This window comes from Streptomyces sp. DH10, assembly GCF_029813805.1.
Taxonomy (GTDB): Bacteria; Actinomycetota; Actinomycetes; order Streptomycetales; family Streptomycetaceae; genus Streptomyces; species Streptomyces coeruleofuscus.
The window spans coordinates 342,690-354,897 of the sequence record NZ_JARVKU010000005.1 but is presented as its reverse complement, the minus strand read 5'-3'; the positions used below and the strand labels follow the sequence as shown (position 1 = coordinate 354,897).

Sequence of the window (12,208 nt, the reverse complement as noted above, 5' to 3'; positions counted from 1 at the left end):
GGTCCTACCGTGCCAAGGCCCCCGTCCGCGTGGGGGTGATTCGGCCAAACGTGCGCTGCCGCTGTGGTTCGTGTGGGGCAACGTGGTGCGCGACCTGGCCGCCGCCAAGGGCGTCGAACTGCTCCCCTGGGACGGCTGGGGTCCGCAGTTCCTCGGCCGGGTGCCGCTGAGCGAGCAGCAACTGGCGGCGGCCGACGCGGCCGGCTCCCGGGACGACCCGGTGTTCAGGCCCCCGTCAGCTCCACCAGCTTGACGACGGTGTTCCAGTTGCGGGTCGTGGCGATGACGCCCTTGTTGATGCGCGGCTTCGCGAGGTGTTCGGCCAGCTTGGAGCGGCCCAGGCCGTTCGGGGCGTACAGGTACAGGGCGCGGTCGCCGAGGCGGAACTCCTCGGGGAGGTAGGCGGATCGGTCGATCTCCGCGAAGCGCTCGGGGGTGACGGGGGCGGAGAAGTAGGTGACGTGGAGTTGCTTGGGCTCCAGGTCGGCGGCCGGGAAGGGGCAGGCGTCGGCGATCGCCTTCAGATAGGCGTGGTCGCGCACGATCACGTCGACGCCGAACCCGAAGTGCTTCTCGATGGCGTGCGTGATCTCGGCGGCCAGCGACTCCTCGTCGCCTTGAGTTGAGGCGAACACGGCCTGGCCGCTCTGGAGGTACGTCCGTACGTCCTCGTAGCCGAGGCCCGCCAGGAGTGCGCGCAGGTCGGCCATCGGGACCTTTCTGCTGCCGCCCACGTTGATTCCGCGCAACAGTGCCGCGTACGTCGTCGTCATCCGCTCACCATAAGGCGGTCACACGCCGCAAGGCGGCCGTCGTGCCCCGTGGGGGCGGGCACGACGGCCGGTGGGCGGCTGCCCGAGCCCCGTAAATTACTCACCGGTCACCGCGGGGCACAACCTTCTGCTCAGGATCCACACACCCGAGGAGACCGATAGTCGTACGGGACCGAGGTCCTTCCGGTGGGGCGGGGGAACCGACGGGCCCTGTCAGCCGGTGAGCCGCCGCACGTGCAGCACGTCCTCGTCGCAGCGCAGGATCTCCAGCTCCCGGTCCGGGCGAGCGCCCCCGAACGTGAGCGCGATGTGACGGTCCGACACGAGCCGCCAGCGGCCGGGCACGGCGTCAGGAGCGTCACCGCGTCCCAGCGGGTGGTCGACGAAGGTGCCGTCGGGCGCGAATTCCATGCCGCGCCGCCCGCGCGCCGGCGGGAACGGATGGTCGTCCGGCCGGTACACCCGCACGTCCTCGTGGTCCTCCTCGTAGGAATGGACCCACGAGCGGAACAGGCCCGACGGGGGCTCACTCATGATCGGGCCACCTCACTCACCCACAGCCGTCCAAATTGCCGGTCTCATACCTGAGTGTCTAGGATTATTAGTGTATGGGTTCGAAGGGAACGGGCAACCGACCGCTCCCGCCGGCGGCGCCCGGCCCCCGCAGCGCATGTCACACGCGCCCTTCCGCAGCCGCGTCCGCGGCACACCCCCAGCTCCCCCGAGGGACAGTCATGTCCGATGCGCAGTCCTACCATCGCGTCACCTCCGCCAACTACAGCCGCTGGTGCGGCGCCATGGAGGTGCACCGCAGACTCCTCACCCTGAACCCCGAGTACGCCGAGAACCGGGCCCAGATCGAGAACGCCGCGTTCGCCTACGAGCACCTGGAGACGGCCACCGCCCGGCAGAGCCTCGTCGACATCCCCGTGGTCGTGCACGTCGTGCACAACACCCCCGAGCAGAACGTCGGCGACGCCCAGATCCACAGTCAGATCGAGGTGCTCAACCAGGACTTCCGCGCGAGCAATCCGGACGTCGACAAGGTCCCCGAGGCCTGGCAGGGCCTCGTGGCGGACGCGCGCATCCAGTTCCACCTCGCCCGGACGGACCCGCTGGGCCGCCCCACGGACGGCATCACGCGGACGCCGACCTCCGCTGCGGACTGGGACACGGACGACCTGGTCAAGTTCAGCCTGAGCGGCGGCCACGACGCCTGGCCCGCGGACGTCTACCTGAACCTGTGGGTCTGCCAGTTGCGTCGCGGACTGCTGGGCTACGCCCAGTTCCCCGGCGGCGCCGCCTCCACGGACGGCGTGGTCGTCACGCACACCGGCTTCGGGACCACCGGCACCGCCACCGCGCCCTTCGACGGCGGCCGCACGGCCGTGCACGAGATCGGGCACTGGCTGAACCTGCGGCACATCTGGGGCGACGACGACGAGGGGTGCAGCGGCAGCGACTTCGTGGAGGACACCCCCAACCAGGGCGGGCCGAACACGGGTTCACCCGGCTTCCCCCATGTGTCGTGCGGCAACGGGCCCAACGGCGACATGTTCATGAACTACATGGACTACACGGACGACGCCGCGATGTTCATGTTCACCAAGGGCCAGTCGGCGCGCATGGACGCCGCTCTCGACCACGCCCGCATGACCCTCACACGCCAGGCCGTCGCGGTGTGACGGCCCTGCGGGTGACGGCCGTCCCGACTACCCCCGGCCCGCGGGCAGTTCGGCTTCGATGAGGTCGGCCGCGCGCCGGGTGCCGCCCTCCCGGGCCGTCTCGGCCTGGATCTCCTTCAGGCGGCGGGCCACCTCCGGGTCGTCGACGAGGGCGAGGGCCGCCTCGCGCAGCGCCTCGCCGGTCGCCTCCTCCGTGGGGAGGTACCGGGCGACACCGAGCCCCTGGAGCATCTCCGCGTTGCCGAACTGGTCCACGGCCTGCGGTACGGCGATCATCGGCGTGGCCGTGGCCAGGCCCTCCTGGCTGCCGCCCGCCCCGGCGTGCGTCACGAACAGGTCGGCCTGCTTCAGGATCGCCAGCTGCGGCACCCAGGAGCACACCTCGACGTTCGCCGGGACCTCCCCGAACCCGGCCGGTTCGATGTGCTTGCCGACCGAGAGCACCAGGTGCCAGCCGGGCAGGTCGCCGAACGCCTTGACGCACTCCCGGTAGAAGCCGGGCTGCTTGGTGAAGGCGGACCCGAGCGAGACGAGCGCGACCTTCTCGGCACCGGCCGGCCGCTGCCAGTCGCCGTCGGCACTCCGGTCGCCCTGGCAGGCGCCGACGAAGGAGTACACGCTCTCGTCGACCCGGTCCGTGTTCGGCTGGAGGGCCTTGGGAATCAGGACGATCGAGCGGTCGGGCCGGCCCCCGAACGCATCGGGGTGCAGGGTGATGCCGTTCTCCTCCAGCCAGGCGTGGAAGCGGGCGTAGTAGGCGCGGCCGCGCTCGGTCTTCTTCGGCTCCTCCCACATGGGCTCGGCGACCTCCTTCTCGTACCCCTCCCAGGCGACCATGGCCGGCGACAGGGAGATGGCCGGCACGCCCCAGCGGTGGGCCAGGACGCGGGCCGGGTAGGAGGCGATGTCGTGCAGGACAAGGTCCGGCTCGTCGCCCTCGTACGCCTCGATCAGCTGCGGGAGGGCCTGGATCGCGTCGTCGAGGAACGGCTCCACGTTGTCCAGCAGGCTGCTCCCCCAGGCCTCCGGGTCGTCGTCGGGCGAGGGCAGCGTCGAGGTCCACGGCTTCACCTCGGCGCCGGTCTCCGCGACCTTCTCCGCGAAGACCGGCGGGATCGCGTACGTCACGCGGTGGCCGCGCGCCACGAGCTCGCGGATCACCTCCAGGCTCGGGTTCACGTGGCCGTGGGCGGCGATGGAGAACATGGCGATGTGTGCGCGACTGGTCATGCGGCGACCGTACGCGAGACGAGACGTCTCGTGCAACCATTTTGGTTCAGTGGGTCAGCACCTCGTGCAGCCGCAGCCAGCGCTGAGGCGCCACCTCGCCCACCAGCACGCCCGGGTCCAGCCGCGCGGCCCGGAACGCGGCGTCCACCCGCCGCCTCGGGTGGGCACGCCGCAGCGACGCGTGCAGGGAACCGCCGACCCCCGAGAAGCCCAGCTCCACCAGACGGCGCCAGCTCCGGTACCCGGCGGCGTCGAGCAGCGGGGTGTCGCGCCGTTCTATGCGCAGCACCCCGGCGTCCACCCGCGGCACGGGCCGGAAGCTGCGCCTGCCGACGCGGCCCAGCAGCCGCCACTCGTAGCGGGGCCAGGTCCGGACCGTCAGCAGCGTCCAACTGCCGTAGTCGCCGGTGCGTTTGCGGGCGTACTCGAGCTGGGTGAGCAGCGTGGCGTCGGTGAGGGCGGGAGCGCGCAGGCACCAGTCGACGACGGCCGCGGTACGGGAGAACGGCACGTTCCCGGCGACGGAGAAGGGCGTGCGCGGCGGGCGCGCCGCCAGGAAGTCCCCGTGGACGACACGCACCTGCGGCATGCCGGAGAAGCGGCTGCGCAGGACGGGCACGAGCCGCGGGTCGATCTCGTACGCGCGCAGCTCCCGGCAGCGTCCCGCCAGCGGGGCGGTCAACGCGCCTTTGCCGGCGCCGACTTCGAGCAGCAGCGGGACCGGCCGGGTCTGCGGGACGGCGAGCCGGGCGAAGCGTTCGGCGGTGGCGCGGTCGGCGAGGAAGTTCTGTGAGAGCGCGCGGGAGGTAGCGGTGGGGCGGGCCATGGCCTGCGGTCCTTGTCTTCCGTGAGGGATGCGAGGGCAGCCGAAGGCCCCGACCGGAAGACAGAGGAGACGGGAGAGATGAGACGCCGGGCTCAGAGACTTGGAAACTCAGAGGCTCAGCGGGCGTGGCTCCCCGGGCCGGTCAGGGCTCCGGGGCCGCGGCGCACCCGTGCGGCGTGCGCGCAGCCCCGGCCGTGACCGGAGACGTAGATCGCGTTGATTCCCACGGGCAGCACGCTAGGCGCTGCCCGTGGCGACGCACAACGAGATTTCGCCGGGGCTCAGCGCTGGTAGCGCGCCAGCACCAGGTTGCCGTCCTCCTCCAGGCGTTCCCGCAGCTCACGGATGCCGATCGCCCCGCTGTAGTACTCCTGGAGCGCCGGGGTCGCCACCTTGTCCTTCCACTCCGGGTAGCCCCGTACGGTCCGTGCGGGCGCCGGGCGCAGATGGGCGGCGAGCGCGGTGCCCGTGGACCAGCCGTGCTCGGGCGTGCGCAGGGCCGGGTCGTTCAGCGCCCGGTCGCCGGTCGGCAGCATCCAGTCGCCGAGGGCGAGGCGGACCATGTTCTTGGGCCTCAGCAGGAAGTCGATGAAGGCGGCGGCCTCCTGCTTGTGCGGGGAGTCCTCGGCGACGGACAGGGTCTGCGGGCTGACGCCCTGGGTGAGTCCCCCGGCACCGGCCGGGGCGGGCAGCACCTGCCAGTCGAATCCCTTCGGGGCCTGCTGCACGATCTGCTGACGGTAGGAGAAGCCGAGCGGGACCATCGCGTATCTGCCGCCGAAGAAGCCGGGCAGGGTGTCGGAGCCGCCGCTGCCCAGGGTCGTGGGCGAGGCGCTGCGGTCGGTGCCGGCCTGGGCGTGGATGGTACGCGGCACCACCTGGTCGGCCGCCTCGAACCGGACCGTCACCTTGCCGTCGGCCTCGCGGTGGAAGAGCTGTCCGCCCGTCGACAGGGAGAGGTTGAGCGTGGCGGAGACCGGTTCCTTCAGGGGCCAGGCGATGCCGTACTTCCCCCCGCCGCTGAGCTGTTGGGTGATCCGGCGGAACTCGGCCCAGCTCCACGGCTTCTTGGGGGTCGGGATCCGTACTCCGGACCGCTCGAGCCACTTGGCGTTGGCGATCAGGACGCGCGGTTCCTGGAGGAACGGCACGCCGTAGATGCCGTCGCCGAAGGTGGTCGTCTCCCAGCTGCGCCGCGGGATGTCCAACTTCAGCCGGGCGGGCAGCAGATCGGTGAGGTCGGCGAGGTAGCCGCCGTAGGCGAAGTCGGCGAGGTCGTCGGAGGCGTCGTGGATGATGTCGGGTGCCTCGCCGCCCTCGAAGGCGGTGAGGAGCTGGTCGTGGACGCTGTCCCAGCTGCCCTGGACGTACTCGACCCGGACGTCCGGGTGGGTGGCGTTCCACTCCTTGACCAGTTCCTTGTTGGCCTCGACCGACTCCTCCTGCCAGGCCAGGGACTGGAAGCGCAGGGTGATCCGGCGGTCGTCGCGGGTACCGCCGGAGGAGCAGCCGGCCAGGAGCAGCAGGAGGACGAGGGCCAGCAGGCGTGCGCGCATCAGCTCTTCACCGCCCCGGTGAGCATGCCGCCCGTGATCCGCCGCTGGATGATCGCGAAGACGACCAGCGAGGGCAGCGTCGCGAGGAACGCGGCCGCCGCGAGCGGGCCGAGGTCGGCGACGCCCTCGGCGCCGATGAAGTGGGTGAGCACCACCGGAAGGGTCTGTTTCTCCGGCGTCTTGAGCAGCACGAGCGCGAAGAAGAACTCGTTCCACGCGGTGATGAACGCGAACAGCCCTGTCGCCACGATGCCCGGCGCGAGCAGCGGCGCCGTCACCGACACCAGCGTCCGCACCCGGCCCGCCCCGTCGACCGCGGCGGCCTCCTCCAGCTCGGGCGGTACGGCCCGTACGTACCCGGCGAGCATCCACAGCGCGAACGGCAGCGCCCACACCACGTACACCAGCACCAGCCCCGGCACGGAGTTGATCAGGCGGAGGTTCTTCAGCACGAGGAAGAGCGGGATGATCAGCAGCACGAACGGGAACGCCTGGCTGACCACCACCCAGCCCGTCACCGCCTTCGCGAGCCGGGTGCGGCGCCGGGCCACGACGTAGGCCATCGGTGTCGCGATCAGCACGGCGATCGCGGCCGCCGCGAGCGCGGCGAGCAGGGAGTTGAGGGCGGCGTGCAGCAGCGGCTGTTCGTCGAAGGCCTGCCGGAAGTTGGCGAGGGTGGGGTCGTCCGGAATCCAGGCCGGGTGGAGGCTGCCCAACTCGCGCGGGGGCTTGAAGGCGGTGGAGACCAGCCAGAGGAACGGAAGGCGAGGAAGACGAGATACGCCAGCAGCGCGGTGTACTGGCCGAAGCGGGCCGGGCGGCTGGTCCTCACGCGTCGTCACCTCCCCTGAGCCGGCCGGCGAGGAAGACGGCCAGGGCGATGGAGATCACGGCCACCATCACGCAGCCCATCGCCGCCGCGTAGCCGAACTGCCCGTAGCGGAAGGCCTCTTCGTAGGCGAAGAGCATGGGCAGGCGGGTCCGGCCGCCGGGGCCGCCGCTGGTGAGGACGTAGACCAGGGCGAAGGAGTTGAAGTTCCAGATCAGGTTGAGTGCGGTGATGGCCAGGGCGATGGGCCTGAGGGCCGGCCAAGTGACCGTGCGGAAGCGGCGCCAGGCGCTCGCGCCGTCGACCGCCGCCGCCTCGTGCAGTTCGCGCGGGGTGTTCTGGAGCCCGGCGAGCAGCGCGACCGTCGTCTGCGGCATGCCCGCCCAGACGCCCACGACGATCACGGCGGGCAGCGCGGTGGCCAGTCCGCTCAGCCAGTCGCGGCCGCCCCCCAGGCCGATGTCGCGCAGGGTCTCGTTGAGGATGCCCGCGTCCGGGTTGTAGACGAGCCGCCACATGATGCCGACGACGACCTCCGGCATGGCCCAGGGGATGATCGCCAGGGCGCGGGCCAGCCAGCGCAGCCGCAGGTCCTGGTTGAGCAGCAGGGCGAGACCCAGCGCGAGCAGGAACTGCGGCACGGTCACGCCGACCGCCCACACCAGCCCGATCCGGAACGACTCCCAGAACAGCGTGTCGTGCAGCAGGTCCCGGAAGTTGAGACCGCCGATCCACTGGGTGGGCTCGGTGCGGCCCGACTGGGCGTCGGTGAAGGCCAGCAGGATCCCGTACAGCAGCGGCCCGACGCTGAGGACGAGGATCGGGAGCAGGGCGGGCAGCACCAGGAACCAGGCGCCGTGGTCGACGACCCGCCGGGGCCGGGCCCCGCCGGGCTCGCGGCCGGCCGGTCTCCTCGGCGGCGAAGCCTCGGTCACCGATGTCACGGAATCAGCCCCTTTGCACGGCTCGGCTGCCACGTCATGGTCGTGAAGGCGGTCCGCCTCGTCAAGGCACCGCGCATGCCGCCCCACCTGTGCCGATGCGACACTGACCGGCGGATGGCCGGAACCCGACGGCGGCAGACGGACGACGGCGGAGAACGTGACGACGGAGGCGGACGATGGACGAGGCACGGGCCCGGGACGTACTGGCCGCGGCGGGAGTGCTGCCCGGCGCGGCCCGCGAGGCACGGCTGCTCGCGCTGGGCGAGAACGCGGTGTTCGCCGCCGGTGACCTGGTCGTCAAGGTGGGCCGCGACGCCGAACTCCTCGACCGGGCGCGACGCGAACTGGACATCGCGCTGTGGCTCGCGGAGGCGGGTGTGCCGGCGGTACGGGCGGCCGGGCCCGAGCCCCTGCTGGCCGACGGGCACCCGGTGACGGTGTGGCACCGGCTGCCCGACGCCGTACGGCCCGCCGAGCCGCGGGATTTGGCCGAACTGCTACGGCTCGTGCACGCCCTGCCCGCGCCCGCCCTCGACCTGCCGGCCCGCGATCTGCTGGGCGGTGTGGAACGCTGGCTGCGGCTCGCCGGGGACGCGATCGATCCCGCGGACGCGGCGTATCTGCGGGATCGGCGGGACGGGTTCGCGGCGGAGGCGGCGGCGCTGACGCCGCATCTGCCGCCGGGGCCGATCCACGGGGACGCGCTGCCGCGCAATGTGCACGTCGGGCCGGACGGGCCGGTGCTGGTCGACCTGGAGACGGTCTCGGCCGATCTGCGCGAGCACGACCTGGTGGTGATGGCGCTCTCCCACGACCGGTACGGGCTGCCGGACGAGGCGTACGAGTCCTTCACGGAGACGTACGGCTGGGACGTGCGCGCGTGGGACGGGTGCGGTGTGCTGCGCGGGGCCCGGGAGACGGCCAGTTGTGCGTGGGTCGCTCAGCACGCGCCGGGCAATCCGAAGGCGCTGGCGGAGTTCCGGCGGCGGGTGGCCTCGCTGCGGGAGGGGGACGAGACGGTGCGGTGGTATCCGTTCTGAGCGCCTACGGTTGTCCGCCCTGGATGCTTCGGGCGGCCCGGCGTAGTTCGGTAAGTACGGTGCGGACCGCTGTGCGGGCCGTGCGCTCGGGGCGGTACAGGGCGTCGATGTGGCGTCGCGCCCGCACTCCGCTGAGCGGCCGGAGCACGAGCGCCGGATGCGGGCGCATGGTCCAGCGCGGCATCAGGGCGATACCGCCCCCGGCGGCCACGGCCTCGGCGACCACCGAGAACTCGTTGATGCGATGGGCGAGACGGAGCCTGCGGCCCGCCGCGGCGGCGATGGCCTCGACGGTCGCCAGGACCGGGAACCCTTCGTGCACGGTGATCCACGGCTCGTCGGCCACGTCACGCGGGGTGACGCGGCGCTTGGCGGCCAGGGGGTGGCCGGCGGGCATGGCCACGTCCAGCGGCTCGCGCAGCAGCGTCGTCGTGGCCACCGTGTCCGGCCATGGCGGGGCGTGGTCCAGACGATGGGCCAGGACGACGTCGTACTCCCGGGTGAGCCGGGGGAAGTCCTCCTGCGGTACGTCCTCGTCGGCCAGCCTCGGCACCGGCTTGCCCGGACCGGCCAGTGCGCGCAGCAGCGGCGGGAAGAACGCGGCACCCGCGCTGTGGAACGCCGCCACCGACACCTCGCCGTCGGGCCGTCCGACGAACTCCTCGACCGTGTGCCGTGCGCGTGCCAGCGCCGTCTCCACCTCCACGGCCGCGCCGGCCAGCGCCTGACCGGCGTCGGTGAGCACCAGCCGTCGCCCCTGGCGCTCGGTGAGCGGCACGGGGATCGCGCGCTGGAGCAGCCGCAGCTGCTGGGAGATCGCCGACGGCGTCACCAGCAGCGCCTCGGCGACCGCCGTGACGCTGCCCAGTTCGCCGAGTTCCCGCAGGATCCGCAGCTGGCGTTCGTCCATCGCCTCAGTGTAGGGACGATGTAGGGCTGCTAAATGATCGTTTTAGGGACTGGTACTGGGCTTCACGATGGCTCCGGTGCACCGTAGGCGGGTGTCCGATGTCCGCCGCACCGATGCGGTACTCCTCCTCGTCGCGCTCGTCTGGGGTTCCAGCTACCTGTCCGCCCAGACGGCCACTGCCGCGCTCCCCGTCCTGGTGGTGCTGTTCGCCCGCTACGCCCTCTCCGCGCTCGCCTGCCTCGGCGTCGTCGCCACCCGCGAGCCCGGATCGCGCCGGTGGACGCGGGACGAGCTGCGGGCCGGGGTGCCTCTGGGGCTGACCCAGGCCGCGGTCCTGGTCGTGGAGACGTACGGTGTGGCGCACACCAGCGCCGCCAACGCCGGGCTCATCATCAGTCTGACCATCGTCCTCACCCCGTTCCTCGACCGCGGCCGCCACCGCGGCGCGCTGCCTGCCTCCTTCTTCGCCGCGACCGGCGTGTGCGTCCTGGCCGTCGGGCTGCTGATGTCCGGCAACGGCTTCCACGCGCCACGCCTCGGCGACCTGCTGATGCTCGGCGCCGCAGTGATCCGGGCCGCGCACGTCGCGCTGGTCGGCCACTTCACGACCGGGCGGGCCGTTCGGCCCCTGCATCTGACAACGGTGCAGACCCTCGTCGGCACGGCCCTGTTCCTGCCGGCCGCCGCCCACGATCTGCCGACGCTGGTCCGCACGGACCCGGCGACCTGGGCCCAGCTGGTCTATCTCGCCCTGTTCTGCAGTGTGTTCGCCTTCCTGGCCCAGACCTGGGCCGTGCAGCGCACCTCCGCCAGCCGGGCCAGCCTGCTGCTGGGCACCGAGCCGGTCTGGGCCGTCGCGGTGGGCATCGCCCTCGGCGGCGAACACCTCACGCCCCTCACCGGCCTCGGGGCGGCCCTCATGGTGGCCGGTACGTACTGGGGGCAGGCGGTGGAACGGACGCACCGAAGCGCACCCGGCCCCCTGCCTCCCCCGCCCCACTCCCCCGGCAAGGACTCCGCATGCCCGACGGCACCCACCGCGACACCGGCCGACAGGACACCGGCCGACAGGACACCTACGGCCACCTGATCTCCCTGCTCGACTCGGCCGCCGTCGATTACCGGCTCATCGACCACGAGCCCGAAGGCGCCACCGAAGCCGTCTGCGCGTTGCGCGGGCATCCGGCCCGCGAGGCCGCGAAGTGCATCGTGCTGCGGGTCAAGGTGGACCGCCGAACCACCCGCCACGTCCTGGCGGTCGTCCCCGGGGACCGGAGGGTGGACCTGGACGCCGTCAGGGCGCTGTTCGCCGCCCGCTACGTGGGCTTCAGCGACCCCGGGACCGCTGAACGGCTGGCCCGCGCCGCGCCCGGCACGGTCCTGCCGTTCAGCTTCGATCCCGGCCTGGAACTGGTCGCCGACCCGGACGTCGTGGCCCTGCCGAAGCTGTACTTCAACGCGGCCCGGCTCGACCGCTCGCTCCTCATCTCGGGCGCCGACTACGAACGACTGGCCAAGCCCCGCATCGAACGCATCGCGACGCCCGCGCCGGCGTGACGGAGAGAGCGCCGGGCCTTGTGAGGGGCCGGGCTGTGAGGGGCGGGCGCGGTTTACGCGTCCGCCAGCTCCCGCAACGGCCATGCCCCGTCCACCAAGGCCGTCGTGTCGCCCTTGCCGCGCAGGAAGTTCTGGAAGTCCGCCGCCCACTCCGCGTACCACTCGATCTGGCGGCGGTGGAGGTCGGCCGGACCGAGGGAGGCGATCTTGGGATGGCGGGCGGCTATCGCGCCGGCCAGGCGGGCCGCCGCGAGGGCGTCGGCCATGGCGTCATGGGCGGAGTCGAGGACCACGCCGTACTCGGCGCAAACCGCTTCGAGGTTGCGCTTGCCGCGGCGGTAGCGGTCGACCCAGCGGTCGATGGTGTACGGGTCGATGACCGGGGCCGGGTCCACGCCGCCCAGGCGCTCGCGCAGGGACGGCAGTCCGTAGCGGCGCAGCTCGGCGGAGAGCAGGGTCAGGTCGAAGGCGGCGTTGTAGGCGACGACCGGCACGCCCGTCTTCCAGTAGGAGGTGAGGACGTCGGCGAGGGCGTCCGCCACCTGGTCGGCCGGTCTGCCCTCGGCCGCCGCCCGCTCGTTGCTGATGCCGTGCACCGCCACCGCGTCCTCGGGGATCGGCACCCCCGGGTCGGCCAGCCACTCCCGGCGCCCCATCGGCTCCCCGCCCCTGACCTCGATCACGGCTGCCGTGACGATGCGCGCCTCGCGCGGATCCGTGCCCGTCGTCTCCAGGTCGAAGCCGATCAGCAGCTCCCGGTGCCAGCCCATGGGCGGCCCCCCTTCTATGGTGCGTTCCCCCAGTGGTCTCCACCCTCGCATGCACCACTGACAATCAGAGGACCGCGTTCCGCTCAGC

13 protein-coding genes and 1 pseudogene are annotated in these 12,208 nt (G+C 72.2%); 5 read left to right on the top strand and 9 right to left on the bottom strand.

The annotated features are described in order from the left end of the window. Nucleotides 1–70: 70 nt before the first annotated feature. Nucleotides 71–253, top strand: coding sequence for a hypothetical protein (locus tag QC385_RS13330; RefSeq protein ID WP_279541508.1), 183 nt, complete (start codon nucleotides 71–73; stop codon nucleotides 251–253). On the opposite strand, the gene QC385_RS13325 is transcribed toward QC385_RS13330, so the two are convergent. Then, nucleotides 225–773, bottom strand: coding sequence for a DUF1697 domain-containing protein (locus QC385_RS13325; protein ID WP_279541507.1), 549 nt, complete (start codon nucleotides 771–773; stop codon nucleotides 225–227). The two genes, QC385_RS13330 and QC385_RS13325, sit on opposite strands and share 29 nt — an antisense overlap. Before the next feature lie 213 nt (nucleotides 774–986). Further along, entirely contained in the window at nucleotides 987–1,307 is a 321-nt protein-coding gene (locus QC385_RS13320; RefSeq protein ID WP_279541506.1) for a hypothetical protein, read from the bottom strand. Nucleotides 1,308–1,507: 200 nt separating this feature from the next. Here QC385_RS13320 and QC385_RS13315 point away from each other — a divergent pair, with 200 nt between their 5' ends. Then, complete coding sequence (locus QC385_RS13315; RefSeq protein ID WP_279541505.1) at nucleotides 1,508–2,458, top strand: zinc metalloprotease; 951 nt, start codon at nucleotides 1,508–1,510, stop codon at nucleotides 2,456–2,458. A gap of 27 nt (nucleotides 2,459–2,485) precedes the next feature. Here the strand turns inward: QC385_RS13315 and QC385_RS13310 are convergent, their stop codons facing one another. The 5 genes and pseudogenes from QC385_RS13310 to QC385_RS13290 all read right to left on the bottom strand — a co-directional run bounded on the left by QC385_RS13310 (nucleotide 2,486) and on the right by QC385_RS13290 (nucleotide 7,843). Beyond that, entirely contained in the window at nucleotides 2,486–3,688 is a 1,203-nt protein-coding gene (locus QC385_RS13310) for a glycosyltransferase (RefSeq protein ID WP_279541504.1), read from the bottom strand. Between the two features lie 46 nt (nucleotides 3,689–3,734). Next, nucleotides 3,735–4,514 (bottom strand): 23S rRNA (adenine(2058)-N(6))-methyltransferase Erm(O), encoded by a 780-nt coding sequence (gene erm(O), locus QC385_RS13305; RefSeq protein ID WP_279541503.1) that lies wholly within the window; start codon nucleotides 4,512–4,514, stop codon nucleotides 3,735–3,737. A 281-nt stretch (nucleotides 4,515–4,795) separates the two neighbouring features. Further along, nucleotides 4,796–6,070: an ABC transporter substrate-binding protein gene (locus tag QC385_RS13300; protein ID WP_279541502.1), complete on the bottom strand. Its 1,275-nt coding sequence runs from the start codon at nucleotides 6,068–6,070 to the stop codon at nucleotides 4,796–4,798. Next, a pseudogene (locus QC385_RS13295) lies at nucleotides 6,070–6,902 on the bottom strand (carbohydrate ABC transporter permease). Before QC385_RS13295 ends, QC385_RS13300 begins: the two are co-directional and overlap by 1 nt. Then, nucleotides 6,899–7,843: a carbohydrate ABC transporter permease gene (locus tag QC385_RS13290; RefSeq protein ID WP_279541501.1), complete on the bottom strand. Its 945-nt coding sequence runs from the start codon at nucleotides 7,841–7,843 to the stop codon at nucleotides 6,899–6,901. The pseudogene QC385_RS13295 and the gene QC385_RS13290 overlap by 4 nt, the downstream one beginning before the upstream one ends. 176 nt (nucleotides 7,844–8,019) lie before the next feature. Here QC385_RS13290 and QC385_RS13285 point away from each other — a divergent pair, with 176 nt between their 5' ends. Then, the gene (locus tag QC385_RS13285; RefSeq protein WP_279541500.1) at nucleotides 8,020–8,883 is read left to right on the top strand and encodes a phosphotransferase enzyme family protein; all 864 of its coding nucleotides are present in this window, start codon (nucleotides 8,020–8,022) and stop codon (nucleotides 8,881–8,883) included. A 4-nt stretch (nucleotides 8,884–8,887) separates the two neighbouring features. Here the strand turns inward: QC385_RS13285 and QC385_RS13280 are convergent, their stop codons facing one another. Continuing rightward, the gene (locus QC385_RS13280) at nucleotides 8,888–9,793 is read right to left on the bottom strand and encodes a LysR family transcriptional regulator (protein WP_279541499.1); all 906 of its coding nucleotides are present in this window, start codon (nucleotides 9,791–9,793) and stop codon (nucleotides 8,888–8,890) included. 91 nt (nucleotides 9,794–9,884) lie between these two features. Here QC385_RS13280 and QC385_RS13275 point away from each other — a divergent pair, with 91 nt between their 5' ends. Both QC385_RS13275 and QC385_RS13270 read left to right on the top strand, forming a co-directional pair. After that, nucleotides 9,885–10,883, top strand: a complete 999-nt coding sequence (locus QC385_RS13275) for a DMT family transporter (protein ID WP_279541498.1) — start codon at nucleotides 9,885–9,887, stop codon at nucleotides 10,881–10,883. Then, nucleotides 10,814–11,350, top strand: a complete 537-nt coding sequence (locus QC385_RS13270) for a YbaK/EbsC family protein (protein ID WP_279541497.1) — start codon at nucleotides 10,814–10,816, stop codon at nucleotides 11,348–11,350. The genes QC385_RS13275 and QC385_RS13270 overlap by 70 nt, the downstream gene beginning before the upstream one ends. A 53-nt stretch (nucleotides 11,351–11,403) precedes the next feature. On the opposite strand, the gene QC385_RS13265 is transcribed toward QC385_RS13270, so the two are convergent. After that, nucleotides 11,404–12,120: an exonuclease domain-containing protein gene (locus tag QC385_RS13265; RefSeq protein ID WP_086851686.1), complete on the bottom strand. Its 717-nt coding sequence runs from the start codon at nucleotides 12,118–12,120 to the stop codon at nucleotides 11,404–11,406. Between the last annotated feature and the right edge of the window lie 88 nt (nucleotides 12,121–12,208).